Origin of the sequence: Fredinandcohnia quinoae, assembly GCF_022427965.1 — a bacterium.
In the GTDB taxonomy this organism is placed as follows: Bacteria; Bacillota; Bacilli; order Bacillales; family Bacillaceae_L; genus Ferdinandcohnia; species Ferdinandcohnia quinoae.
In genome coordinates this window covers 220,513-247,296 of sequence record NZ_JAKTTI010000001.1, presented here as the reverse complement: position 1 = coordinate 247,296, position 26,784 = coordinate 220,513, and the positions used below count along the sequence as shown (strand labels likewise).

Here is a 26,784-nt window from a genome sequence, read left to right as displayed (position 1 = left end):
ATATAATTAAAGCATGCAATCTTAATAATTGCATGCTTCTTTTTTTGTATTTTTTTTGTTAGATAATTGCACGGTGTTCTTTAATCACACGGACGGATTTTAAGTTAAAGTCTTCTGGCCCTTGAACAGGAAGACCAGCTTCTACGTTTTTTGTAATATAAGTTAGATTTTCATTAGTGATAATTTCTCCAGGGATAAAAATGGGAATACCAGGTGGGTATACCATAACAAATTCAGCGATAATCCTTCCAACAGCATCTTCGAATGGCACTACTTCTGTTTCAGCATAAAATGCATCTCTAGGCGATAATGCGAGAACAGGTATATCAGGTAGGAGTACGTCATGTGTAACATTGGCGTCTTCATCAATCATAACTTCACTTGCAAGAGCTCTTAACGCCTCAACTAAAATATTTGCTTCTTTTTCTCCGTCTCCAGGGGTTATAATGCAAAGAATATTATATAGATCAGACATTTCTACTTCTATATTATATTTTTCGCGAAGCCACTTTTCAACATCAAATCCTGATAGACCGAGTTCCTTAACCGAAATGATTAATTTTGTTGGGTCAAAATCATAAGTTGCTTTCGTGCCAAGAATTTCTCTGCCTACACAATGTAAATTGTCAATTTCATTAATTCTTTTTCTGATTGAATTAGCGAGTTGTATCGTTTTATCAATTAATTCATGTCCTTCAGTTACAAGTCTCATACGAGCAACATCTAATGAGGCAAGTAACAGGTAAGATGTTGATGTCGTTGTGAGCATACTAAGAATTGTTTGAACTCGTTGTGAGGATATAAGACCTTCCTTCACATTGAGAATAGAGCTTTGTGTCATTGAACCGCCAAGCTTATGAACGCTTGTTGCTGCCATATCTGCTCCGGCTTGCATAGCAGAGAGAGGTAAACTTTCATGAAAGTGTATATGGACCCCGTGTGCTTCATCAACCAATACAGGAACTTTGAATGAATGTGCAATCTCGACGATTCTTTTCAAATCCGCAGAGATTCCAAAGTATGTAGGATTAATGACTAATAACCCTTTCGCATCTGGATGCTGCTTCAACGCCCTTTCAACAGAATCTGTTGTTATTCCATGAGAGATTCCTAAATCCTTATCAATTTCAGGATGGATAAATATTGGAATTGCTCCAGAGAAAACGATAGCTGTCATAACTGATTTATGTACATTGCGGGGTACGATAATTTTATCTCCAGGTCCACAGACAGCCATTACCATTGTCATGATTGCACCACTTGTACCTTGAACTGAAAAAAAAGTATGATCAGCACCAAAAGCTTCAGCTGCCAAATCCTGTGCTTGTTTGATTATTCCCTTCGGTTGATGTAAATCATCAAGTGGTCCGATATTTATTAAATCGATTGAGAGTGCATTTTGACCAATAAAGTCACGGAACTTCGGATCAATTCCGGCTCCTTTTTTATGGCCAGGAATATGGAATTGAACAGGGTTTTTCTTCGCGTGCTCTAATAAACCAGTAAATAATGGTGTTTCATTTTGTAACAATTGATAACCACACCTCTTTATGTAAATGATTAATGAATCCTGTTTTAGAAAGAAAACAAATGAATTATAGCACTTATCGATTAATTTGCATAGAAATATCTGTGCTCTTATTAAGTTCTCACGTAACTCCTTAATTAAACATGTTTCTTGAAAAAAAGGATTTTTAGGAGATAATGAAGAAGGGTTACGAAAAAAGATAAGAGGTGGTTTGTATGAAATGGGAAACAAGGGTGACATCTTTACTGGGGATCCAGTATCCGATTATTCAAGGAGGACTTGCCTATCTTGCCTATTCAGATTTGGCGGCTGCGGTTTCTAATGCTGGTGGACTCGGGCAAATTACTGCGATGTCTTTAGAAACCCCCGAACACTTAAGGGAAGAAATAAAAAGTGTTAAAATGAAGACAAATAAACCTTTTGGTGTGAATTTTGCAATTGGACAACATGGTCGTCCCTTTGAAAAAATGCTGGATGTAGCGATTGATGAGCAAGTTCCTGTAATTACAATGACTGGTGGTAATCCTACACCGATTTTTGAGCAACTTAAAGGGGTAAATACAAAGAAATTAGTGCTAGTGGCAGCAAGAAGACAAGCAGAGAAAGCAGAAGAATTGGGAGCAGATGCTGTAATGGTCGTTGGGCAAGAAGGGGGAGGACATTTAGGGAAATTTGATACGGGCACATTCGTTTTAATACCTCAAGTTGTAGATTCTGTATCTATCCCAGTTATTGCTTCTGGTGGGATTGGTGATGGGAGAGGATTGATGGCAGCACTTAGCTTAGGTGCAGAGGGTATTGAGATGGGGACTAGATTCATTGCTACAAAAGAGTGTTACCACGCTCATAATGTGTATAAAGAAATGTTAGTTAATGGTACAGAGAATGATACAGTTGTTATTAAGCGTTCACTTGGTGCACCAGGAAGAGCAATTGCTAATGAATGGACAAATAAAATTCTAGATATAGAACGTAAGAATAACGGTTATGAAGGTTTAAAACACTACATAAGTGGACGAGCAAATAAGAATTTTATATATGATGGGAAAAATAAAGAAGGATTTGCATGGGCAGGACAGGTTATGGGTTTAATAAAAGATATACCTACCGTTTCTCAGCTATTCACTCGTATGATAAAAGAAGCTGAGCATATTCGTACTACATGGGGTCATTGAGAGGTGAAAAATATGGATTATCAATATCCACTTTCCTATGAATGGAAAACAGAAGAAATTGTTGATGTTATTCATTTTTTTGAATGCATTGAAAAAGCTTATGAAAAAGGTATTAATAAAGAACAAATGATGAATGCGTACAAACGCTTTAAAGAAATTGTACCAAGTAAAGCAGAGGAAAAACAGGTTTGTAATGAATTTGAGGATTCAAGTGGCTACTCCACATACCGTGTAATAAAAGCCGTAAAAGAATCAAGTAACGAAATTATAAAAATGTAAAAAGGACTGATAAGCCCAGTCCTTTTTTTATTCTATCTTTGAACTTTGTTGTGCAAATTGGTATAATGGTATTAATCTTCTGAAGGTTTGATCAAATGTGTTGACTAAATCATCAGATGACATCTTCACTACATCATCTCGATTTATTGTAATACCACATAATATTTCTGCTTTTTTTACCGTTTCTAGTCGCTCAAACATCTTTTTAAAATCTTCAATATTCAGATCACTTTGTTGAATGACCTTTGGTTGTGTATGGTCGATGGACCACACAAAATCATTCGGAATTACCTCTTGTATATCACTGACATGATTAGAAAGAACTTTTCCAAGGCTAGATTTCATCGGTGCTTCATAAATTACTGCAAACCAAACAAATAGATGTGTCTGCCATAATCCTATTTGGAAATGAGGAAGCATTTTGTACCCTCGATTATTATTTGCAAATGCAACCCAAGTGTCATTAGGTGGATTAATCGTTCTTCTAGCATGTTTAGCAACATGAGGGAACATCTCATCTCCTGTTAAGGATGACAGTGTTGGCGCAAAATATTGTCCCAATTCCTCTAGCTTAGGTCGAATTAATGTAATAAGTGCATCCATTCGATTATCAAGACCATCTATAGAAAAAACATCAAAGTCTTCCTCTGTAAATCCATTAAATTTCATAAGAAACCTCCAAGGCTATTTTTCACAGTTTAACATATTTCGACAGCAGCTATATAATGATTAGCTCAAGTAAAGTTGTGGAGAAGTAGGTAATCGCACATATTTGTTGCAATGTTAGACTTCCATCATAAGATATAATTAACAGCAAACAGATGATTTGGAAAAGAAATATGTAGGTTAATTGAATAAATTAGAAAGGGGTGCGCGAGAATGAAACAAGTAATTAATGTGTTGAAACGAAAAGATGGTGAAAAAAGATTAGCTGTCATACGCTTAGAAGTAGATTATGAACTAGCAACCCTTTATGATGCAATTATAGAAAATGATGAAACAAAAAAAACGGAATGTATACAAAAGTTGGAAAAGTTAAGACAAGAAATGGTCTTGCTTGAAGCGTAAAATACAGTTAAAGAGACGAACCGCTCTGGTTCGTCTTTCTAATTGAAAAACTTGCTTTCCTATAAAAATTTAAAGTAAGCTTTAAGCAGGTGAAAATGACTTTTATGAAAAAAGTGAGGTAATAATTAATGTTACAATGGGATGAAATAGACCACTGTGCAAAACAATGGATAAAAGACGCGGGAGAAAGAATAAGACAATCATTTCAATCAAAATTAACGATAGAATCTAAGTCAAATCCAGATGATCTAGTTACCAATATGGACAAAGAAATTGAACAATTTTTTATAAATAATATTAATAAAACTTTTCCAACTCATAAAATATTGGGAGAAGAGGGTTTTGGAAATAATATTGACACGTTGAATGGTGTAGTTTGGATCATTGATCCTATTGATGGAACAATGAATTTTGTACATCAACAACGTAATTTTGCCATCTCAATTGGTATTTATGAAAACGGTGTTGGTAAAATTGGCCTTATTTATGATGTAGTACATGATGAACTGTATCATGCTAGAAAAGGTAAAGGGGCATTTCTCAACACAAAAAAAATTCAACCATTGAAAAATATCCAATTAAATGAATCAATTCTAGGTATTAATGCAACGTGGATTACAGAAAATAAACGGATTGACCCGAGGGTATTAATTCCACTTGTCAACGCTGTGCGTGGAACAAGGTCTTATGGCTCAGCTGCACTTGAGATAGCCTATGTGGTCACTGGAAGAATAGATACATATATAACGATGCGTCTCTCACCATGGGATTTTGCAGGTGGTATTATTTTGCTTGAAGAAGTTGGTGGGGTGGCAACCACACTTGAAGGAAAGCCTTTAAATTTATTAGCAGAAAATAGCGTAATTGTTACGAAGAAAAATTTACATACAGAGATATTTGAAAAATACTTAAATTAGATGTAATTTCCTTTAATCTAAAATGCGTAAGAAAGCAGAATTATAATCTGCCTCTTTCACGCATTTTTTTCTTTGAGGAAAAGCCTAATCCTGCCACTATAATTACAGCAATTATAGACAAAATAATACCTAATAAGCTTCTTTCGGCAATTGCTACTCCAATAAGCATTATGCTAAAAGCTGTTGCAAATGCAAAGAATAACATTAAGATATTCACTTTTTTCATAATTAAACCCCTTTCACAATATTATTTTACAGTTTAATGTGTATTATTTCTACTGAATGGTATATAATGTTTTAGTTATTAAGGTTTTCAAAAGACAAAAAATGTAAATTCTTTTGGACACGTTATTTTGAAAAATAGGAGATGTGAATAAGTTGACAACACGCAATGACTTACGAAATATAGCGATAATTGCACACGTAGACCATGGAAAAACTACATTAGTTGACACATTGCTTCATCAATCAGGGACATTTCGCTCCAATGAGCATGTAGAAGAGCGTGCAATGGATTCGAATGATATTGAACGTGAACGTGGTATTACAATATTAGCTAAAAATACAGCTATAAATTATAAAGGCACAAGAATTAATATTATGGATACACCGGGACATGCAGACTTTGGCGGAGAAGTAGAGCGAATCATGAAAATGGTTGACGGTGTTCTATTAGTTGTTGATGCATACGAAGGGTGTATGCCACAAACACGCTTTGTATTAAAAAAGGCACTGGAACAAAATCTTACACCAATTGTTGTTGTAAATAAGATTGACCGTGATTTTGCAAGACCTGAGGAAGTTATTGATGAGGTTATCGATCTATTTATTGAACTTGATGCATCGGAGGAGCAATTAGACTTTCCAGTTGTTTTTGCTTCTGCAATAAATGGAACAGCAAGCACAGACCCTCACAAACAGGATGAAACAATGGAAGCATTATTTGATGCGATTATCGATAATATTCCAGCACCAGTTGATAATAGCGAAGAACCACTGCAATTCCAAGTAGCATTGCTTGATTATAATGATTACGTTGGTCGAATCGGAATCGGTCGTGTCTTCCGTGGCACAATGCATGTAGGACAACAAGTTGCTTTAATGAAAATTGATGGAAGTGTTAAGCAGTTCCGTGTAACTAAAATATTTGGGTTTGTTGGATTAAAAAGGGTTGAGATTCAAGAAGCAAAAGCAGGAGATTTAGTTGCTGTATCGGGTATGGAAGATATAAATGTTGGAGAAACAGTTTGTCCGGTTGAACATCAAGAGGCATTACCTATTCTTCGTATTGATGAGCCGACTTTACAAATGACCTTCTTAGTTAATAATAGTCCATTTGCTGGACGAGAAGGAAAATTTGTTACAGCACGTAAAATAGAAGAAAGATTACGTGCACAGCTTCAAACAGACGTAAGTTTAAGAGTTGATAATACCGATTCTCCTGATGCTTGGGTTGTATCGGGTCGTGGAGAGCTTCACTTATCGATTTTAATTGAAAATATGCGTCGTGAAGGCTATGAGCTGCAGGTTTCCAAACCTGAAGTAATTGTAAGAGATATTGATGGTGTCCGCTCTGAACCAGTTGAGCGAGTTCAAATTGATGTTCCAGAAGAGCATACAGGTGCGATTATGGAGTCAATTGGAGCGCGTAAGGGTGAAATGCTTGATATGATTAACAATGGTAATGGGCAAGTAAGACTTATCTTCATGGTGCCTGCACGTGGGTTAATTGGATATACAACTGAATTTTTAACTTTAACTAGAGGATTTGGGATTATCAATCATACATTTGATAGCTACAGACCGATGGCTGCGGGTCAAGTAGGTGGACGCAGACAAGGCGTACTTGTATCTATGGAGGGTGGCAAAGCAAGTCAATACGGAATAATGGGGATTGAGGATCGTGGAACTATTTTTGTTGAGCCAGGTACCGAAGTCTACGAAGGAATGATTGTCGGCGAGCATACCCGAGAAAATGATCTTACCGTTAATGTTGTCAAACTAAAACAAATGACAAATATGCGTTCAGCAAACAAAGACCAAACAACTACAATGAAAAAACCTCGTCTAATGTCTCTTGAGGAATCTCTGGAGTATTTAAATGAGGACGAATATTGTGAAGTTACACCTGATTCAATTCGACTTCGTAAAAAAATATTAGATAAAAACGAACGTGAAAAAGCAGCAAAACGTAAAAAACTTGCTGAAGTTAATCATTAATTGTTGTGAACCTTTTCCCTTTCTGTTACTTTAATGTAAGGTAAGGTGTAAAGGGAAAAGGAGGAGTATTCGTGAATGTATATGACCATATGTGGCCGATTGCTAAAGCAGTCTACACATATTCAGATCCATCAATGGGCGCAAATATTTTATATGTTGTAATCCTTTTACTATCAATTATTGTATTTAAACTAGGTTTTGCAAAAAAGCTCCCATTGTTAAAAACGATTGTCATCTACATCTTTTTAGCTTTAGGATGTACGTTCTTAACATTTTTTGGTGCGTTTTTACCTGTTGCCGAAGGATTAACAATTGCTGCTCTTATTTTAATTATATATAAGATTAGGCTTCGGAGAGTAAAGAAAGAAGAAGCTAAATTTAATTAATAGGGAGGCAATTTTATGAAATCCTTGCAGGATGCAATCTATAATTGGTTAACGATTAAAGTTGTTGCGGACGCACGACCAGATGATATTTCGGCTGTTGACACGTTACAATTATTTGAGGATATTTTAACAAAAGATTTTCAAGTAGGAGACAAAACAATCCAAAAAGATGATGAAATGTATTACGTAACATATTCCATTGATGGGGAAGAAAAAAAGGTAAGGTTTCCGATTGAGTTGATTGATATTATGCATAATCAGATTCAAGGAAACCCTGAGAGATATAAAAATTACCCAGTGTGAAAAAGCCAAGCTATGTGCTTGGCTTTTTTTTTACCACCAGTCGTCTTCTGTTTTCTTTTTTCTGTACAACTTAAATTTATTTGTTGCGATTCTTTCGTTTGTTCTTTGCTCAATACGATCGTGGCAATCCATACACATATACGTATGTATAGGTCGATTACGAAGACGCTTGGCAAGGCTGGATTCGTCGACTAGATCTTCAATTTTATCACATAAAACACACTTTACTTTCATCGTAAGAAACCCCTCTGACAGTGAAAAGATTTTATAATATAAGTTTGGTAAGGATTACCTATGGAATTCTATTATACAATACATTTCACTTCTGACAAAGATGTTCTATTCAGTAATAAAAAAAAGAGTATATAGATTTTCGGCCTATATACTCTCTTATGATTAATCATTCTTTTTATTATTTGATTGATCCTTTTGTTCCTTTTTTAATTTATCTAATTCATTTTGATTAAGCTGCTTATCATTTGTTTTCGTAGGGTTGGTATTTTGATTATCAATAATTTCAGTAGGAATATCAGGCATAACCCTACCGACAATTTGTGCAAGTTCATCTAATATTCCAGTAATCGGTCTACCATCTTGAATTTCCTTTTTCATTTGTTTCAAGCGTTCGTACGTATCAGCATCTGCAAATACAATTGCATTTGCACCATAGGGGTCATGTTGTAAACTTTCAGTAACAGAATATTTTATAGTGGAAACACGTGAGCGATCTAATTTGGAATTTACATCTATTCCAACAACAGCGAATTTCCCTACTACAACTGCAGTAGCATCGTTCACATTAGGTACACTTGAAGCGAGCTCAACTAAATGATTTGCAATTTCCTGACCCGATTTTTTATCAATGTGATTATCGACTGTATTTTTAACTTGTATTCGATTTTCTTTTTCATTGTCCTGGACATTTTCCTTATCATTAAATCCACAGCCTGCTAATGAAATGGTTAAAAAACAGAATAGTAGGATTCTTGTTGTTTTCAATTTTCTTCCTCCTATCGTCAAATTCCTATTTTCTTTATTTATTGTTTAATTATTCTTCTATATTTATGCATGTTTACATATATTTTTATCAATGGTCCGTCATTGCTGTGTTGATAACTTTAGCTTTAATATTCTCTATTATGGATGGACTTCTTTTCCACTCCTTCAAATAAATAAAGAAAAATTACGGGTGTAGGAGGCGTAAGTTTGGGAAAAGTTTACGTATTAGATACGAATGTATTACTGCAAGATCCGCGATCTATTTTTTCCTTTGAAGAAAATGAAGTAGTCATTCCAGCGGTTGTACTTGAGGAAGTTGATTCAAAAAAGCGTTACATGGATGAAATTGGCAGAAATGCTAGGCAGGTTTCGAAATTAATAGACAGCTTAAGACAAACTGGAAAGTTACATGAAAAAATAAAACTTGAGAATGGCGGAGAATTAAGAATTGAATTGAATCATCGCTCTTTTCATCAATTGCAGGAAGTATTTGTTGAAAAGACAAATGATAATCGAATAATAGCTGTTGCAAAAAATCTCTCCCTTGAGGAGCAGTCGAAAGAAAATGGAAGACCAGTTATTTTAGTTAGCAAAGATGCTCTTGTCCGAGTAAAAGCAGATGCACTTGGTTTATTGGCAGAGGATTTTTTGAGTGACAGGGTGGTAGAGGTTGACCATATATATACAGGGTTTTTAGAGATTTTTATGAATAAAAATCTCTTAGACCAATTTTATGAAAAAGGGGAACTCAGCTTAACAGAGCTCGTTAAAAAACCTTTATACCCAAATCAGTTCATAGTTATGAAGGATTCACTTGGAGGTTCATCTTCAGCAGTTGGTATGGTTGATCAAAATGGGAGAGCAGTTAAGAAATTAACATTTTTACATGATCATATATGGGGAATCAAGCCAAGGAATGTCCAGCAATCAATGGCATTTGATTTATTATTAAGAAGGGATATCCCATTAGTAACACTTATTGGTAAAGCGGGCACTGGAAAGACATTATTAGCTTTAGCTGCAGGCTTAATGCAGACAGAGGACTTAGGTTATTATAAAAAATTGCTAGTTGCAAGACCAATCGTTCCAGTTGGTAAAGATATTGGTTTTTTGCCTGGTGAGAAGCAGGAGAAACTAAGACCTTGGATGCAACCGATTTATGACAATCTAGAATATCTATTTAATACAAAAAAGCCTGGAGAACTAGATGCAATATTGGCGGGTATGGGTTCTATTGAAGTAGAAGCACTCACATATATTCGAGGAAGAAGTATCCCAGAGCAATATATAATTATAGATGAGGCACAAAACCTTACAAAGCATGAGGTAAAAACAATTTTAACAAGAGTTGGTGAAAAAAGTAAAATTGTATTTATGGGAGATCCAGAGCAAATTGATCATCCATACCTTGATGAATATAATAATGGGCTTACTTATGTAGTTGAGAAATTTAAAGACCAAAAGATAGCGGGGCATGTACGCTTAATTAAGGGTGAGAGGTCTGGTCTGGCGCAATTAGCAGCGGATTTACTTTAAAAAAATGGGTTCCATTATTTGGTGCATGGAACCCTTTCAAAATAAATCTATTTAACAATGAATTTAATAATGTTTTTAATCGGTTCTAATTTATTTGTGCCATCCCCAAAATAGAAATGGACAGGTCCATCCTCTAATAAAGGTTTACCATCCTTTGAAAAACCTAGTATCGCTTCATAAGCTGTTTCTAGAGGAATTGTTATTTCGGATTCTTGCAGCAAAATGACAAATGATTCAGCATTAACATTTGGTTCTGCATTATTTAAAAAATCCCGAAAAGGAATTGCAAATGTACCTGTTAACACTTTTTCTTTCTCAAACCTTTTTTCGGATTTTAATGTTGGGGGGAAGATAGCTCCTTCTTGAATTTCTCGATCCCATTGTCGTGATACTGCTTTCGTATATTCATTTAACTCGTCTTTATCAATTTGTCCATTTTCAAAGTAGGTAGTTAAATCAATACGACGATCATCAAAAATCCATACCCCAGGGTCAAGAGTTATTTTGTATTTTGTATTACCTTCAAGCATAATTATGGAACTCATTGCAAACACCTATCCTTTCAATAATAATTATAGAGTCTTTACTTGATAATAGAAAGTATAAACTACTGTGATATTTCTTGCATTTTTACTATATACAGGTTAATATTTATAGATAGGATTAGGTATTGTTCGTGAACGGAGGGGTTTTGAATTGACGTCTGAGATTACGATAAACCATCGTGAAAAAGCATTAGCTCTATTGAAAGTAGATGCTGATAAAATATTAAAGTTAATAAAAGTTCAAATGGATAATTTAACTATGCCTCAATGTCCACTTTACGAGGAAGTGCTTGATACACAAATGTTTGGGTTATCCAGAGAAATAGATTTTGCAGTTAGACTGGGTTTGATTGATGAAGTAGAAGGAAAAGAGCTACTCTCTCAGCTTGAAAGTGAATTATCTATCCTTCATGAAGCATCAATGAAAAAGTAGTAAATACATTTGCTCAAATTATCCTATGTAGAAGGATGATTTGAGTTTTTTTATACCTTTTTTAAGTAAGATAGAATCTTTTTAATACTTTAGCAGGATTTTCGTCATCAAAAACGAAAAGTATAGTACAATAGATAAATATTAATTCATATATTCATATTTTCTAGAGGAAGATGTCTGATGTTAAAAAAAATAATTAAATCTTATGATTATACGTTAATTGTTCCAATCTTTTTATTGTGCTTGCTAGGTCTTATTATGGTATATAGTTCAAGTATGGTAATAGCGTCATCACCTAAATTTGGTGATCCGGCTTTTTTTTATGAAAGACAAAAAATTTCGTTAATAGTTGGTACGCTTGCATTTATAGTTGCGATGATTTTTCCATATAAAATCTACGCTAGCTCAAAAGTACTCCTAGCTATCGTCTTTGGATCAATAGGTATGTTACTTCTCGTTTTTGGATTCGGGCATTCTGCAAATAATGCACAAAGTTGGTTAAACCTCGGTGCACGAGGGATTCAACCTTCAGAGTTTACGAAACTAAGCGTCATTATATATTTAGCAGCTGTATATTCAAAAAAACAGTCATATATAAATCGATTTAAAGAAGCAGTTTTACCACCCATCCTTTTTACGATGACAATTTGTATATTCGTTGCTATACAACCTGACTTTGGTACCGCATTTATTATTGGTTTAATTGCTATATTCATAATTCTATGTTCAGGTATGAACATGAAGACAATTATGAAATTGGTGCTACTTGTTTTAATTACTGCAGCAATACTGTTACCTGTAATTATGATTAAGTCAGATGAAATATTTTCTGATGAAAGAATGGGGCGTTTTGCGGGTTTCTTAGATCCTTTTGGTGAAGAAGAGGATCATGGACATCAACTTGTTAACTCATATATTTCACTTGGGGCTGGAGGATTAACTGGGTTAGGACTTGGAAAAAGTATTCAGAAAACAGGGTATCTACCTGAAGCACATACTGATTTTATTATGGCAATCATAGCAGAAGAACTAGGCCTAATAGGTGTTATTTTTGTTCTTATATGCTTAACATTTATCGTTTTAAGAGGTTTTCAAATTGCTAGAAAATGCTCGGATCCATTTGGAAGCTTGCTAGCTATCGGCATTTCTTCAATGGTTGCAATACAAACTTTTATTAATCTTGGTGGTTTAACAGGACTCATACCGATTACTGGAGTAACATTACCATTTATTAGTTACGGAGGATCTTCATTACTCGTATTATTACTTTCAATGGGGATTTTACTTAATGTATCAATGTTTACTAATTATCATGCAAATTATAGTAATAAGGAACAAAAACCACAGAAGCAAAATATTCATCAGTTTACTAGAAAACATGCTTCTTTTAAATAGATTAATTCAGTATAAATACACAAATGTGTTATACTAATAAAACAAAGTGTTATACTTAATGAGGAGGAATATGATGAAAAAGAGCATCAAGAAGGTATTAGTCGCAAATCGTGGAGAAATTGCAATTCGTATTTTTAGAGCATGTACCGAACTAGATATTCGTACAGTAGCCATTTATTCAAAAGAAGATACTGGTTCATATCATCGTTATAAAGCGGATGAAGCCTACTTAGTTGGTGAAGGGAAGAAACCAATAGATGCTTATTTAGACATAGAAGGTATCATTGAAATAGCAAAAACGAATGGGGTCGATGCCATTCACCCTGGATATGGCTTCTTATCAGAGAATATTCATTTTGCGAGTAGATGTGAAGCAGAAGGTATTATTTTTATCGGTCCTAATACGGAACATTTGAACATGTTTGGTGATAAGGTAAAGGCGAGAAAACAAGCGGAGCTTGCTAATATTCCGGTTATACCTGGAAGCGATGGACCACTCAAAAATCTAGAGGAAGTTGTACGATTTGGTGAAGTTCATGGCTATCCGCTTATTATAAAGGCTTCTCTAGGTGGTGGAGGTCGGGGAATGAGAATTGTCCGAAGTCAAGCTGGTTTAAAAGAAGCATATGAGCGTGCTAAGTCTGAAGCGAAGGCAGCATTTGGTAATGATGAAGTATATGTTGAAAAGTTAATAGAAAATCCTAAGCATATTGAGGTTCAAATTATTGGGGATGATGATGGAAATATAATTCATCTATTCGAGCGCGATTGCTCAGTCCAACGACGTCATCAAAAGGTAGTTGAGATTGCACCAAGCGTTTCACTAACTGATGAACTTCGTGAAGAAATATGTGATGCAGCTGTCAAATTAATGAAAAATGTCAAGTATGTTAATGCAGGTACTGTCGAATTCTTAGTATCAAATGATCAATTTTATTTTATCGAGGTTAACCCAAGAGTACAGGTTGAACATACAATTACAGAAATGATTACTGGTATTGATATTGTTCAAACCCAAATTTTAGTTGCTGAAGGGCACTCCATCCATAGCAATCATGTTGGAATACCTGCTCAAGAAGATATTAAAACACATGGATTTGCCATTCAATCACGTGTAACAACAGAAGATCCACTCAATAATTTTATGCCTGATACAGGAAAAATTAATGCTTACCGTTCTGGTGGAGGTTTTGGAGTTCGGTTAGATGCTGGAAATGGATTCCAAGGGGCCGTTATTACTCCTTACTATGATTCATTGCTAGTTAAAGTTTCAACACATGCGTTGACATTTGAGCAAGCTGCAGCTAAAATGGTCAGAAATTTGAAGGAATTCAGAATTAGAGGAATAAAGACAAATATACCTTTTCTTGAAAATGTTATAAAACATAAGAACTTTTTAAACGGTGAGTACGATACTTCATTTATTGATTCATCGCCAGAGTTATTTATTTTTCCAAAACGAAAAGACCGTGGAACAAAAATGCTTAGCTACATTGGTACTGTGACTGTGAATGGCTTTCCAGGGGTTGAGAAAAAGCGCAAACCAGTCTTTTCAAAACCGTATATTCCAAAAGTGAAATATTCAGAACCTATTCCAAATGGAACAAAGCAAATTCTAGATCAAAATGGTCCTGATGGGTTAGTAAGGTGGATTAAGGATCAAAAACAAGTATTGTTTACTGACACAACTTTCCGTGATGCACACCAATCACTACTTGCAACTCGATTTAGAACTAATGATTTAAAGCATATCGCAGAACCTACCGCAAGACTTTTACCAGAGCTCTTTTCAATGGAAATGTGGGGCGGAGCAACATTCGATGTAGCATATCGGTTTCTAAAAGAGGATCCATGGGAAAGATTATTGACATTACGTCAGCAAGCTCCTAATATTTTATTTCAAATGCTCCTTAGAGCATCAAATGCTGTTGGATACACAAATTATCCGGACAATGTAATTAAACAGTTTGTAGAGAAGTCTGCTCAAGCTGGCATTGATGTATTTAGAATATTTGATAGTTTGAATTGGGTTAAGGGAATGACATTAGCAATTGATGAAGTTCGAAATAATGGAAAGATTGCCGAGGCAGCAATTTGTTATACTGGGGATATTACCGATCCATTAAGAACAAAGTATAATTTACAGTACTATATAGATATTGCAAAGGAACTTGAGAACTCAGGTGCACATATTTTAGGAATTAAGGATATGGCAGGCTTATTAAAGCCGCAGGCTGCATATACATTAATTTCTGCCTTAAAGGATCAAATTTCAATTCCAATTCATTTGCATACGCATGATACAAGTGGAAATGGAATTTTAATGTATTCTAAAGCGATAGATGCTGGTGTGGATATTGTGGATGTAGCTGTTAGTTCAATGTCAGGTCTAACTTCACAACCGAGTGCTAACTCACTATTATATGCATTGGAAGGTACTGAGCGAAAGCCTGAACTATCTATCGATTCGCTCGAACAGTTATCACATTATTGGGAAGATGTTAGAAAGTATTATAGTGACTTTGAGAGTGGAATGATATCCCCACATACTGAAATTTATAAGCATGAGATGCCTGGAGGACAATATAGTAACCTCCAACAACAGGCAAAAGCTGTCGGTTTGGGGGATAGATGGGAAGAAGTAAAAACGATGTATCGAACTGTAAATGATATGTTTGGTGATATCGTAAAAGTAACACCTTCTTCTAAAGTAGTAGGGGATATGGCATTATTTATGGTTCAAAATAATTTAACAGAAGACGATATTTATGAAAAGGGAGAATCACTTGATTTTCCAGATTCAGTTGTTGAGTTGTTTGAAGGCTATTTAGGCCAGCCACATGGAGGTTTCCCGAAAGAATTACAAAGAATTATCCTAAAAGGCCGTGAAGCAATTACCGTAAGACCTGGAGAATTATTAGAGTCTGTAAATTTTACAGATTTGAGGGATACATTATTCCATTCACTTAATCGTCAGGTTACAAGCCATGAGCTTATTTCATATGCTTTATATCCAAAAGTATTTATGGATTATCAAAAAACTGTTGAATTATATGGTGATATTTCAGTTTTGGATACTCCAACATTCTTATACGGAATGAGACTAGGAGAAGAAATTGAAGTAGAGATTGAACAAGGGAAGACTCTAATTGTTAAGCTTGTATCAATAGGAGAAGCACAAGCTGATGGTACTCGAGTGATCTATTTTGAATTAAATGGTCAACCTCGAGAAGTGATTATCAAAGACGAAAGTATTAAATCAACGATAGTAGCCAAAGCAAAAGCGGATAATTCAAATCCAAATCATATAGGTGCAAGCATGCCAGGAACCGTTATAAAAGTTCTAGTTTCAAATGGTGAAAAGGTTAACAAAGGTGATCATCTTATGATTACTGAGGCTATGAAGATGGAAACAACTGTACAAGCCCCATTTTCCGGTGTTGTAAAAAATATTCTTGTATCAAATGGCGAAGCAATTCAAACTGGTGATCTGCTATTAGAACTTGGAGAGTAATAAAAAAGCGAGAAGCGATAAGCTTCTCGTTTTTTTATTGGGCACTTACTTGATGTACATCTTCTTGTTTGGATGCATTTTTAGATTGTAAAGCTGCTTCATTTTTCTTGCTACGAGATGATAGTAAAATTAAATAGCTAAAAACTCCAAAAAGACAGGATATAAATAATGCATGTGCAAGTGCAACAAATAGATTTAGATTCGTAAATACGATTATCGCTCCAGAGGATACTTGTAGGGAGACTAGAATCAGTGCAAAAATCCAACCCCAATAGAGCACTTTTTCATGTTTATAATGCTTAATAGTATGAATGGTGAGGAGTAAAATCCAAATGAAAATTCCACCTGCTAGTATTCGATGTCCCATTTGAACCCACTCGTGAATTTGTGTGGGTAAACCTAATTGATTATAGTTACAAACTGGCCAATCTGGACAAGCAAGTGAAGCATTCATATGTCTTACAAGTGCTCCCGAATACACAACTATATAGCTATAAATTGAAATTGCGTAGATTTGATTACGCATTTTTCGGTCAATGACTAATGAATCAGCATCAAACTTTTTATCAACTTCAAAAATAAGTAGTGTTAAAAGTAATACAGATGCAAAGGAAATAAGTGATACACCAAAATGTAAAGCTAGCACTGCATCAGATTGACCCCAAACAACAGCTGCAGCACCTATTAATCCTTGCAATAAAAGAAAAAAGAATGAAATAAATGCTAGAAACTTTGTTTCACGAATATGTCCGATTGCTTTCCATGACCAAATAGATAGAATTAATACCATTAACCCTACAGAACCAGAAACAACTCTATGACTTAATTCTATAATGAGTTCGGGGGTTATTTCTGTAGGTATTAATTTACCATTACATAGAGGCCAAGAGGTTCCACAACCTGCACCGGATTCCGTTTTTGTAACAAGTGCCCCACCTATTAAGACAAACAGCATTCCGATTGTAGTTAATACAGCGAACCATTTAAGAGACCGCTTCAAAAAACACACCTTCTTACATAGAAAATTATTTAATTAAGTTAATTGACAGAATGATGAAGTTAAACACTCCGCTACCTATCATATCGAATTAAACAATAAATATCAAAAAAATTAATTTTTTAAATATACTTTTTCAATCGTACACTTTTATATATTCTTAAACAATATGTAAATAATGAAATATTTTTAAAATATTATTGTAAAAAAGGTTGAATAATGCAGAGGAGTTTGCTAGAAATAGATATAGGGTTTTGTGCTGCTTCATTTGATTTTTGCAACAAGAAAACACTATTAGTATAGTGAAAATAGTAAAAAATCCAAAGTAATTCATTAGACTAAGACACAAAAAAGTCATAATTTATTCATTAAATGTTCACAAAAAAAGCAAAAAATGTGATTTAATATACAGAAGAGGTATTTTTCAATATAATTTATAGTACATGTAAAATAACATATAATAAAATGCAAGACGTATTTCCATATATCCCCTCAACGCGAAAACGCTTTATTTTAGAAATAGTGCGTTTTTTCAGAGTGAAGGCGGAAATATTTAAAAATTGGTGTTTGAAAGATTAAGGAGGCTTCATGATGACTGGCACGAAATCTGTACTTAGTGCAGATAAACATATACGTGACAATGGAAATCAAATCCCTGTGCAGAATACTACGGTATGGAAGGATTTTTTAGCGTTAATAAAGATTGGCATAGTTAATTCCAATTTGATCACTACTTTTACAGGACTCTGGCTTGCACTATATTTTTCCGGGATGAGCTTTACGCAAGAGATTGATATTGTACTTTACACGATCATTGGCTCTTCATTAGTTATCGCGGGCTCATGCGCAATTAATAACTATTATGACCGTGATATTGATCATGTTATGGAACGTACAAAATCTAGACCAACTGTAACCGGTAAAATTAACGCGAATTATGTGTTACTTTTAGGCACTTTACTCATACTAATAGGAACTGGATTGTTGCTACTAACAACTGTCACCGCTGCTATTATAGGTATTGTTGGTGTTTTCTCTTACATTTTCTTATACACAATGTGGTCCAAACGAAGATATACAATTAATACGGTCATAGGTAGTATTTCGGGAGCAGTTCCACCTTTGATAGGCTGGGCTGCAGTTGATGCAGACTTACATATAGTAGCATGGGTTTTATTTTTAATTATGTTCATATGGCAACCCCCTCATTTTCTTGCACTTGCTATGAAGCGTTGTGAAGAATATAGGGAAGCTGGAGTGCCAATGCTTCCAGTTGTGCATGGATTTGAAATGACAAAACGCCAAATTGTAATTTGGGTTGCTTGTCTTCTACCATTACCCTTTTATCTATTTTCATTAGGGATACCCTTTGTTGTGTTGGCAACATTTCTGAATCTTGGTTGGCTACTAATAGGCTTCAAAGGATTTAAAATGAAAGATGATATTAAATGGGCAAAGCTAATGTTTGTATACTCACTTAATTATTTGACCATTCTGTTTGTAGCAATGGTTATCGTTACTCTAATCTAAGTGAGTTTCACAATATATTTTTACAATTCTTTCTACTAAGAAGGAATTTATATCTTTTTATAAGATATTGTAATTAATAATCGAAAGAGGGGTTTGATTAAGCTATGAAAAAATGGCTACCAAATATGCGCTTATTTTCACTATTTAGTTTTATAGCGCTACTGTTAGCAGGCTGTGGAGAACCAACTGTATCCGCACTTCGACCAGCAGGTGAAGTTGCAGATATGCAGTATGACTTAATTATGCTTGCTGTATGGATTATGGTTGTAGTTATTGCAGTTGTAACTGTTATCTTCATTTATGTAGTTTTTCGTTTTCGACGTAAAAAAGGGGAAGAGAACAAAATTCCAAAACAAGTTGAAGGTAACCACACACTAGAGATTATCTGGACTGTTATTCCTATTCTTTTACTCTTAATATTGGTGGTTCCAACTGTTTCAGCAACATTCAAATTAGCTGATGTAAAAGCGATGGATGATAAAGATGCTCTTGTTGTGAATGTAACTTCAAATCTTTATTGGTGGGAATTTGAATACCCAAATCAAAAAATTGTAACATCGCAAGACCTAATTGTTCCTACCGATGAAAAAGTATATTTTAATCTTATTTCATCAGATGTTAAGCACTCTTTCTGGATTCCAGCAATTGGTGGGAAATTAGATACTAATACTGATAACACTAATAAATTCTGGCTGGAATTTGATTCAGAACGTACTAAAGATGCTGGAGGCATTTTCTATGGAAAATGTGCAGAGCTTTGTGGACCGTCCCATGCATTAATGGACTTTAAAGTTAAGCCATTACCAAGAGATGAGTTTGATAAGTGGATTGAAAATATGCAAAATGCTAAAGCAGAAGCTAAAACAGATTTAGCAAAAGCTGGTGAGGAACTCTTTAAGAATAATAATTGTATTGCTTGCCATGCAATTACTCCTGGAGACAAAAGTACTGCTCCAAACTTAGCGAACTTCGGTGACCGCTCTAGTATTGCTGGTCGATTAACATTTACTGAAGATAATTTAAAGAAATGGATAAAAGACCCAGAGGAAGTTAAACCGGGTAATAAAATGTCAGGTTCTTATGATAATAAAGGTTTGACGAATGAAGAATTAGATGCTTTGGCTGAATATTTGATGGGTCTTTCAGTAGAAGATTAATAGGAAATAATTAATAAGGAGGTCACATTGTGAGCACGTTAACTCAGAAAAAAGGGTTTGGCGCTGTGTTATGGGACTATTTAACAACAGTAGACCATAAGAAAATTGCCAAGCTTTATCTTATAGCGGGTGGGTTCTTCTTCATTCTTGGAGGACTTGAAGCGCTAGTCATTAGAATTCAGCTTGCTGTACCTGATAATAACTTTGTATCTGCTGGATTTTTTAATGAAATATTAACTATGCATGGTACAACAATGATATTTCTAGCAGCCATGCCTCTCTTGTTGGGGTTAATGAATGCAGTTATGCCATTGCAAATTGGGGCACGTGACGTAGCATTCCCATTTGTAAATGCTTTAGGATTTTGGTTGTTTTTCTTTGGAGGAGTTTTTCTAAATCTTAGTTGGTTTTTAGGTGGAGCGCCTGATGCTGGATGGACTTCCTATGCATCACTTTCATTACATTCACCTGGACATGGGATTGATTTCTATGTATTGGGCTTACAAATTTCAGGTATTGGTACTTTAATTGGTGGTATTAACTTTCTAGTAACTATTATTACAATGAGAGCACCTGGAATGACATATATGCGCATGCCAATGTTTACTTGGACTACATTTGTGGCTTCAGGATTGATTTTATTTGCATTCCCTCCACTTACTGTTGGTTTATTATTTATGATGTTGGATCGTATATTTGGCACAGGTTTCTTTAGAGTTGAATTAGGTGGTAATACTATTATATGGGAGCACCTGTTCTGGATATTTGGTCACCCAGAAGTATATATCCTAGTACTTCCTGCCTTTGGTATATTCTCAGAAATCTTTTCTACATTTTCTAGAAAAAGATTATTTGGATATACATCAATGGTATTTGCGACAGTTTTAATTGGTTTCTTAGGTTTCATGGTATGGGCTCACCATATGTTCACAACAGGTTTAGGACCGATTGCAAATGCGATTTTTGCTGTAGCAACGATGGCGATCGGGGTCCCGACCGGTATAAAAATATTTAACTGGCTCTTTACTATGTGGGGCGGCTCAATAAAATTTACAACTCCAATGCATTACGCAATTGCATTTATCCCATCATTCGTAATGGGTGGAGTTACAGGTATTATGGTAGCTTCTGCACCAGCAGATTACCAATATCATGATACGTACTTTGTTGTTGCCCACTTCCACTATGTTATTGTTGGTGGTGTTGTGTTAGGTATTTTAGCAGGTGTTCATTACTGGTGGCCGAAAATGTTTGGTAGAATGCTTAATGAAACATTAGGTAAAATTACGTTCTGGTTATTCTTAATCGGTTTCCATTTAACATTCTTTATCCAGCATTTCCTTGGTTTAATGGGTATGCCACGTCGAATCTTTACATTCTTACCTGGTCAAGGTTTAGAAGCTGGAAACTTAATAAGTTCAATTGGTGCTGCTTTCATGGCCGTTGGTGTAATCGTGTTCTTATACAATGTAATTAAAACATCAATTAACGGCCCAGTTGCTACGGCGGATGCTTGGGAAGATGGTCGTACCCTTGAATGGGCAATTCCATCTCCACCACCAGAATATAATTTTAAACAGCTTCCATTAGTGCGTGGTATAGATCCACTTTGGATCGAAAAAATGCAAAATAAAAAAGGGATGACTCCTGCAGAACCATTAGGAGATATCCATATGCCAAATAGTTCTATTTTGCCACTTATGATCTCATTTGGATTATTTGTTGCTGCATTTGGATTCTTGTATCACCCGGATGGAAAAGCTTGGTCATTACCGGTTATTATCTTAGGTGCGGTTATTACATTCGGTTCAATGTTCTTACGTTCAATCAAAGATGATCGTGGATATCATATCCATAAAGAAGACTTACAAGGCGATGACAAGGAGGTTAGGGCATAATGCATGTTGAAGAAAAATTAACAGCAGAAACATTTCCTGCATCTCCTGAAAAGGCGACCCTTGAAGGGAAAAATAAATTCATTGGCTTTTGGTTGTTTCTAGGTGGGGAAACTGTACTATTTGCTTCATTATTTGCTACTTATTTAGCACTTAAAGACAGTGTTAATGGTGGTGAGCCATCGACGGCAATTTTTGACTTACCACTAGTTTTTGTTGCAACAATGCTCTTATTAACAAGTTCCTTAACAAGTGTATATGCGATGTACCATATGAAGAACTTCAATTTCAAGAAAATGCAACTTTGGTTAGGTTTAACCGTTCTTCTTGGATTAGCATTTTTATGTTTAGAAATCTATGAGTTCAATCATTATGTGCATGAATATAGACATACCATTACTAGTAGTGCATTCGGTTCTGCTTTCTATACGTTAGTTGGAACTCACGGGGCTCACGTATTGTTTGGATTATGCTGGATCATTACACTTATGGTACGTAATGCAAAGCGTGGACTAGACTTATACAATGCACCAAAGTTTTATGTTGCAAGTCTTTATTGGCATTTTATTGACGTAGTTTGGGTGTTCATCTTTACTGTTGTATATTTAATGGGATTGGTGGGATAAACTGATATGACAAATCAAACAAATTCAGGTAACCCTAATGTGGATTTAATATACCGTAGAAAAAAGAATGCTGAAGAAATGAAACATCAAGTGATTTCATTTGTACTTATGATCTTTTTAACATTGGTTGCATTTTTAGCGGTAGGCTATAAAGAATATACTGCATGGTTTACAGTACCATTCATCATTCTTTTAGCAGTCATTCAAGTTATTTTTCAATTGTTTTATTTCATGCATATGAACCACAAAGGTCATGAAGCACCAAAAATGTTCCTTTTTTCGGGGGTATTTATTGCTGCAATCACTGTATTAGCTTTCATGACGATTATTTGGTGGTAATGTTACAATCATAAGAGAGTCGGCTATCTAGCCGGCTTTCTTTATTAAAATAACGGATAGTGTTGTTCATAATTCGTTCATTGCTTGGGCGAAACAGTAAAGGTATAATTAACAATGTATACATATTGTTTACTTGTGAGGTGATACAGATAATGTCATTAAATATATTTGGTTTTCGAGCACTATGGAGTCCTTACTTTTTGATTTCACTTTTAGTTATTACACTATTATATTTTTTACTTATTGGGCCATGGCGTCATCGCTTTTCTGGTTCTGAGCCCACACCCATTAAGACAAAAGTCATGTTTGTTTTAGGAATGGTCCTATTATATATTTGCAAAGGAAGTCCGATTGATTTATTGGGGCATATTATTTTTACAACACATATGGTTCAGATGGCGATTCTCTACTTAGTCATTGCGCCATTATTTATTCTTGGTATTCCCAACTGGGTATGGAGCCGTATTGTAAATCAACGAATAATTAAGCCAATAATAAAATTGCTTACTTCTCCAATTATTGCTTTATTTCTTTTCAATGGTATATTTTCTTTTTATCATATTCCATTTATTCATGATTTTGTAAAAACTAATGTAATTCTGCATGCGTCGGTAACTTCAATAATCTTTATCGCTGCAATTCTAATGTGGTGGCCTTTACTTAATAAGTTAGAGGGATGGAATAACTTACATGGTTTAAAAAAAATCGGTTATATTTTTGCTGATGGAATTTTAATAACTCCAGCCTGTGCTTTAATTATTTTTTCAGATGCTGCATTTTATGCAACCTATACAGAGCTTGGGGCATGGACTAAGTCACTTGAACTTTGTGTACCGGCTTCATTACTATCACAGATTGACCTTTCTGGTCCAGATATGTTCACTTCAATGTCCGCACTTGAAGATCAGCGAACAGGTGGAGTTATAATGAAAATCATGCAAGAGATCATCTATGGAATCTTTTTAGCTATCGTATTCTTTGAATGGGCCAGAAAAGAACGGGGAATTGATGAATTAGATGAGGATCTTATGGTTGACTCAAATGCATTGAACGAACCACGAATCAATTAGCTTGAATAAAATAAGAGAGGTTAAACATGAATCATACATTGCCAATTTTACCAACACTTAGTACAATTTTTATTGTATTAAGTGCAGTATGTGTTGTCATCGGTTGGTATTTAATAAAAAAGAGAAATATAGAAGCACACAAAAAAACAATGACATTGGCAGCAATATTTGCATTAGTTTTCTTTATCATCTATATGTCTCGAACAATTTTCCTTGGAAACACTTCTTTTGGTGGACCAGATGATATTAAAATTTATTACACGATTTTTCTAATATTTCATATAAACTTAGCAACAATTGGTGCGATACTCGGTGTTATTACCCTTTATCTCGGATATAAAAACAAGATCGAAAAACACCGAAAAATTGGGCCAATAACAAGTATTATCTGGGTATTTTCTGCTCTAACAGGTGTTGCCGTTTATTTATTGCTTTATGTCTTTTACACAGGTGGAGAAACAACATCACTTATTAAAGCAATCCTTGGATCTTAAAGTATGTAATATGAATTAGGTGTTATAGAATATACTATTCTATAACACCTTTTATTTTTTTCCGGTAAAGAAATCAATCCCATATCATGTTACCTACTTACTACCTAGCTTGCTAGTAAAATATAGTTAGAAGGAGTGTGTTGAATAGGATGATTGAAATCTTTACAGAACACCTTTTAATCGTACCCTGCTCTTTGGATATAGCAAAATCATTGATTTTCCATCGTAATGAGCTTGAACAAAAATCACCCATTACGATTCCGAAGGGCTGGCCATCAGCTTTAATAACGGGAATCTTGCCATTATATATTGAGGAAATGGAAATAGACAACACATATTATGGCTGGGGACTATGGATCATTATTAATTATGAGGATAAGCAGATTATTGGAGATATTTATATTCAAGGAAAACCAGATAATAATGGTACGGTTCATTTATGTTTTAATATGAGTAATGAATTTCAAAATTCAATATTAACATATGAAGCAGTTGATGCAATGATTGAATGGCTAACCACTCAAACAAATGCGAAAAAAGTAATTACAGAATGTTGTGAAAGTAATTTCCGATCCATCCAGTTATTTGAAAAACTTGGAATGAGATGCACTAAGAAAGACGGCAGGTTTTTAATGTGGGAGCTAAAAAAAGCAATCTAAGTGGGAAGCCTCCTTACTTCATTGTTATTTATTCCAAATAGGTTTGTGCCCAATTCTATATTCTTGCATAAACTAGTTAATAAATCATTACACGAAACTCGTTTGAACAGTAAAGGAGTGTTGTCATTGGTTAATAAAGTGCTTGAACATGGAACACTATATATTAAAAATGAAGTCTTAGCGATGATTACAAGTATTTGTATTGATGAGATGGATGGAATTAAGATTTCTACTAGTATAAGAGATGGTGTGGTTGGGTTAATAAATAGAAATTATCATAAAAATGGTATTATGATTATCAATCAGGAAAATGAATTACAATTAGAAATTAAAATTGCACTACAGGTTGGTATGAAAATAATAAAGACTTGTGAACATATCCAAAAAACAATCATTCAGGAAATAAAAGCAATGACAGGAATTAGGCTTCTAAGTGTGAAAATTTCTGTAGAAGAACTAAGTAACACTCCTAATTAAAAAACTCGCCACAGGCGAGTTTTTTTATGCAGAGAATGCTGAAATATTTTCTTTGACTTTTGCTAAAATGCGGTTGCATTGTTCGATAAGTGATTTAGGAAAGTTTTCATCCTCGCCATATTCAACACCATGTGGGTAATAATGTTTTCCTAAAATAGGTGTAATCAATTTAATAACAGCATATTTACCGTTTTCTTCAACTTCGCCTTCAATCGCATAACCTTGTACACGAAGATAAAATGTCTCATCTTTTATTACAAATTTACGGTCGTATGTAACTCGATCATAATCCCACTGACCCGCAAAAACCAAACCTTCTTCCTTCATGATGTGAGTTAACTTAGAAAGTTCGATTGTTAAGTTTTCAATCCCTGTATTTTCAAATCTCATAAAAACCCTCCTACTATATTAACAACTTAAATGGTCTCTGTTTTATAATAGTACGAAAATTGCTAAGTTGCAACGTTAACACGAGAATTGTTATGAATATGCCATAATCTTGAAAATATTAGTATAGAATATTTCAAACTTCATACATAAAAAATATATTTTTCTTTTAAGGGGAGATTTTTGATTATTTGGTCAAACTATAGACGAAAGGAGGGACAATTTGATGAAAAAACGATTACTTATGATTATCGTAGCTGTTCTTTTAATGGTTGGTAGTCCATTACTAGTTCATGGACAAGGTACAACTACATATACTGTTCAGCGTGGGGATTCATTATGGAAGATAGCGGTTAAATATCAGGTTGGATTATCAGAGATTATACAAGCTAATCCACAGTTTACTAATCCAGCGCTCATTTACCCAGGTCAAAAGGTAACGATACCAGTACTGGATAATGTAAAAAGCATTGAAAACCAAGTCATCCAATTAACCAATCAGCAACGAGCTAAATATGGGTTACCAGCATTAAAAGCTGATTGGCAATTGTCACGAGTTGCGCGTTACAAATCAGTAGATATGAGAGACCGTAACTATTTCTCTCACACATCACCAACTTATGGCTCACCATTTACTATGATGAAAAATTTTGGTGTTACGTATCGTACTGCAGCAGAAAATATTGCCGCTGGTCAAAGAACTCCTCAAGAGGTTGTTAATGCTTGGATGAATAGTCCTGGACATCGAGCAAATATTTTAAAGAGTGATGTAACGCATATTGGTGTTGGATATTCCCCAGGTGGGTCAAAGAAACATTATTGGACACAAATGTTTATTGGTAAATAAGTCTATAT

29 protein-coding genes are annotated in these 26,784 nt (G+C 34.7%); 21 read left to right on the top strand and 8 right to left on the bottom strand.

What is annotated here, in order from left to right:
- Positions 1-58 precede the first annotated feature (58 nt).
- Entirely contained in the window at positions 59-1,531 is a 1,473-nt protein-coding gene (locus tag MJG50_RS01255) for an aminotransferase class I/II-fold pyridoxal phosphate-dependent enzyme (protein WP_240252066.1), read from the bottom strand.
- 212 nt (positions 1,532-1,743) lie between these two features.
- On the opposite strand from MJG50_RS01255, the gene MJG50_RS01250 reads away from it, so the two are divergent.
- Both MJG50_RS01250 and MJG50_RS01245 read left to right on the top strand, forming a co-directional pair.
- Entirely contained in the window at positions 1,744-2,703 is a 960-nt protein-coding gene (locus MJG50_RS01250; RefSeq protein ID WP_240252064.1) for an NAD(P)H-dependent flavin oxidoreductase, read from the top strand.
- Between the two features lie 12 nt (positions 2,704-2,715).
- Positions 2,716-2,982, top strand: coding sequence for a UPF0223 family protein (locus MJG50_RS01245; protein ID WP_240252063.1), 267 nt, complete (start codon positions 2,716-2,718; stop codon positions 2,980-2,982).
- Between the two features lie 27 nt (positions 2,983-3,009).
- Here MJG50_RS01245 and MJG50_RS01240 read toward each other — a convergent pair whose 3' ends face one another.
- Complete coding sequence (locus MJG50_RS01240) at positions 3,010-3,651, bottom strand: YktB family protein (RefSeq protein ID WP_240252061.1); 642 nt, start codon at positions 3,649-3,651, stop codon at positions 3,010-3,012.
- A 210-nt stretch (positions 3,652-3,861) separates the two neighbouring features.
- On the opposite strand from MJG50_RS01240, the gene MJG50_RS01235 reads away from it, so the two are divergent.
- Positions 3,862-4,050, top strand: coding sequence for a YkzI domain-containing protein (locus MJG50_RS01235; RefSeq protein ID WP_240252060.1), 189 nt, complete (start codon positions 3,862-3,864; stop codon positions 4,048-4,050).
- Positions 4,051-4,178: 128 nt separating this feature from the next.
- Positions 4,179-4,967: an inositol monophosphatase family protein gene (locus tag MJG50_RS01230; protein ID WP_240252058.1), complete on the top strand. Its 789-nt coding sequence runs from the start codon at positions 4,179-4,181 to the stop codon at positions 4,965-4,967.
- Positions 4,968-5,007: 40 nt separating this feature from the next.
- Here MJG50_RS01230 and MJG50_RS01225 read toward each other — a convergent pair whose 3' ends face one another.
- Entirely contained in the window at positions 5,008-5,193 is a 186-nt protein-coding gene (locus tag MJG50_RS01225) for a YlaF family protein (RefSeq protein ID WP_240252056.1), read from the bottom strand.
- A 152-nt stretch (positions 5,194-5,345) separates the two neighbouring features.
- On the opposite strand from MJG50_RS01225, the gene typA reads away from it, so the two are divergent.
- The 3 genes from typA to MJG50_RS01210 all read left to right on the top strand — a co-directional run bounded on the left by typA (position 5,346) and on the right by MJG50_RS01210 (position 7,876).
- Entirely contained in the window at positions 5,346-7,187 is a 1,842-nt protein-coding gene (gene typA / locus MJG50_RS01220) for a translational GTPase TypA (RefSeq protein WP_240252054.1), read from the top strand.
- Positions 7,188-7,276: 89 nt separating this feature from the next.
- A complete protein-coding gene (locus tag MJG50_RS01215) occupies positions 7,277-7,573 on the top strand; it encodes a YlaH-like family protein (RefSeq protein ID WP_240252320.1) in 297 nt (98 codons plus the stop codon).
- A 15-nt stretch (positions 7,574-7,588) separates the two neighbouring features.
- Entirely contained in the window at positions 7,589-7,876 is a 288-nt protein-coding gene (locus MJG50_RS01210) for a hypothetical protein (protein WP_240252052.1), read from the top strand.
- Positions 7,877-7,906: 30 nt separating this feature from the next.
- Here MJG50_RS01210 and MJG50_RS01205 read toward each other — a convergent pair whose 3' ends face one another.
- Together MJG50_RS01205 and MJG50_RS01200 are read right to left on the bottom strand one after the other, a co-directional pair.
- Positions 7,907-8,110, bottom strand: coding sequence for a YlaI family protein (locus MJG50_RS01205; protein ID WP_240252050.1), 204 nt, complete (start codon positions 8,108-8,110; stop codon positions 7,907-7,909).
- Between the two features lie 162 nt (positions 8,111-8,272).
- Positions 8,273-8,875, bottom strand: coding sequence for a YhcN/YlaJ family sporulation lipoprotein (locus MJG50_RS01200; RefSeq protein ID WP_240252048.1), 603 nt, complete (start codon positions 8,873-8,875; stop codon positions 8,273-8,275).
- A 207-nt stretch (positions 8,876-9,082) separates the two neighbouring features.
- Here MJG50_RS01200 and MJG50_RS01195 point away from each other — a divergent pair, with 207 nt between their 5' ends.
- Positions 9,083-10,411 carry a PhoH family protein gene (locus MJG50_RS01195; RefSeq protein ID WP_240252046.1) on the top strand — a complete coding sequence of 443 codons (1,329 nt, stop codon included), beginning with the start codon at positions 9,083-9,085 and terminating at the stop codon, positions 10,409-10,411.
- A 47-nt stretch (positions 10,412-10,458) separates the two neighbouring features.
- Here MJG50_RS01195 and MJG50_RS01190 read toward each other — a convergent pair whose 3' ends face one another.
- Positions 10,459-10,956, bottom strand: coding sequence for a peptidyl-prolyl cis-trans isomerase (locus MJG50_RS01190; protein ID WP_240252044.1), 498 nt, complete (start codon positions 10,954-10,956; stop codon positions 10,459-10,461).
- A 151-nt stretch (positions 10,957-11,107) separates the two neighbouring features.
- Here MJG50_RS01190 and MJG50_RS01185 point away from each other — a divergent pair, with 151 nt between their 5' ends.
- The 3 genes from MJG50_RS01185 to pyc all read left to right on the top strand — a co-directional run bounded on the left by MJG50_RS01185 (position 11,108) and on the right by pyc (position 16,298).
- A complete protein-coding gene (locus MJG50_RS01185; protein WP_240252042.1) occupies positions 11,108-11,389 on the top strand; it encodes an Fpa/YlaN family protein in 282 nt (93 codons plus the stop codon).
- 180 nt (positions 11,390-11,569) lie between these two features.
- The gene (gene ftsW / locus MJG50_RS01180) at positions 11,570-12,784 is read left to right on the top strand and encodes a putative lipid II flippase FtsW (protein WP_240252040.1); all 1,215 of its coding nucleotides are present in this window, start codon (positions 11,570-11,572) and stop codon (positions 12,782-12,784) included.
- Between the two features lie 73 nt (positions 12,785-12,857).
- Complete coding sequence (pyc, locus tag MJG50_RS01175; protein WP_431307243.1) at positions 12,858-16,298, top strand: pyruvate carboxylase; 3,441 nt, start codon at positions 12,858-12,860, stop codon at positions 16,296-16,298.
- A gap of 34 nt (positions 16,299-16,332) precedes the next feature.
- Here pyc and MJG50_RS01170 read toward each other — a convergent pair whose 3' ends face one another.
- Complete coding sequence (locus MJG50_RS01170; RefSeq protein ID WP_240252036.1) at positions 16,333-17,298, bottom strand: COX15/CtaA family protein; 966 nt, start codon at positions 17,296-17,298, stop codon at positions 16,333-16,335.
- Positions 17,299-17,946: 648 nt separating this feature from the next.
- Here MJG50_RS01170 and cyoE point away from each other — a divergent pair.
- From cyoE to MJG50_RS01125, 9 genes are all read left to right on the top strand, one after another.
- Complete coding sequence (gene cyoE, locus MJG50_RS01165) at positions 17,947-18,825, top strand: heme o synthase (protein WP_431307248.1); 879 nt, start codon at positions 17,947-17,949, stop codon at positions 18,823-18,825.
- Positions 18,826-18,929: 104 nt separating this feature from the next.
- Positions 18,930-19,982: a cytochrome c oxidase subunit II gene (gene coxB, locus MJG50_RS01160; protein ID WP_240252032.1), complete on the top strand. Its 1,053-nt coding sequence runs from the start codon at positions 18,930-18,932 to the stop codon at positions 19,980-19,982.
- 29 nt (positions 19,983-20,011) lie between these two features.
- Positions 20,012-21,880 carry a cytochrome c oxidase subunit I gene (gene ctaD, locus MJG50_RS01155; RefSeq protein WP_240252030.1) on the top strand — a complete coding sequence of 623 codons (1,869 nt, stop codon included), beginning with the start codon at positions 20,012-20,014 and terminating at the stop codon, positions 21,878-21,880.
- Positions 21,880-22,503 (top strand): cytochrome c oxidase subunit III, encoded by a 624-nt coding sequence (gene ctaE / locus MJG50_RS01150; RefSeq protein WP_240252028.1) that lies wholly within the window; start codon positions 21,880-21,882, stop codon positions 22,501-22,503. Before ctaD ends, ctaE begins: the two co-directional genes overlap by 1 nt.
- Before the next feature lie 6 nt (positions 22,504-22,509).
- The gene (gene ctaF / locus MJG50_RS01145) at positions 22,510-22,842 is read left to right on the top strand and encodes a cytochrome c oxidase subunit IVB (protein ID WP_240252026.1); all 333 of its coding nucleotides are present in this window, start codon (positions 22,510-22,512) and stop codon (positions 22,840-22,842) included.
- 152 nt (positions 22,843-22,994) lie between these two features.
- Positions 22,995-23,912 carry a cytochrome c oxidase assembly factor CtaG gene (gene ctaG, locus MJG50_RS01140; RefSeq protein ID WP_275695446.1) on the top strand — a complete coding sequence of 306 codons (918 nt, stop codon included), beginning with the start codon at positions 22,995-22,997 and terminating at the stop codon, positions 23,910-23,912.
- Positions 23,913-23,938: 26 nt separating this feature from the next.
- Positions 23,939-24,406, top strand: coding sequence for a DUF420 domain-containing protein (locus MJG50_RS01135; RefSeq protein ID WP_240252024.1), 468 nt, complete (start codon positions 23,939-23,941; stop codon positions 24,404-24,406).
- Positions 24,407-24,555: 149 nt separating this feature from the next.
- Entirely contained in the window at positions 24,556-25,065 is a 510-nt protein-coding gene (locus MJG50_RS01130) for a GNAT family N-acetyltransferase (RefSeq protein ID WP_240252022.1), read from the top strand.
- Between the two features lie 126 nt (positions 25,066-25,191).
- Positions 25,192-25,542 carry an Asp23/Gls24 family envelope stress response protein gene (locus MJG50_RS01125; RefSeq protein ID WP_240252020.1) on the top strand — a complete coding sequence of 117 codons (351 nt, stop codon included), beginning with the start codon at positions 25,192-25,194 and terminating at the stop codon, positions 25,540-25,542.
- Positions 25,543-25,566: 24 nt separating this feature from the next.
- Here the strand turns inward: MJG50_RS01125 and MJG50_RS01120 are convergent, their stop codons facing one another.
- Positions 25,567-25,932: a YugN family protein gene (locus MJG50_RS01120; protein WP_240252018.1), complete on the bottom strand. Its 366-nt coding sequence runs from the start codon at positions 25,930-25,932 to the stop codon at positions 25,567-25,569.
- Positions 25,933-26,155: 223 nt separating this feature from the next.
- Here MJG50_RS01120 and safA point away from each other — a divergent pair, with 223 nt between their 5' ends.
- Positions 26,156-26,776 carry a SafA/ExsA family spore coat assembly protein gene (safA, locus tag MJG50_RS01115; RefSeq protein ID WP_240252016.1) on the top strand — a complete coding sequence of 207 codons (621 nt, stop codon included), beginning with the start codon at positions 26,156-26,158 and terminating at the stop codon, positions 26,774-26,776.
- Positions 26,777-26,784 lie beyond the last annotated feature (8 nt).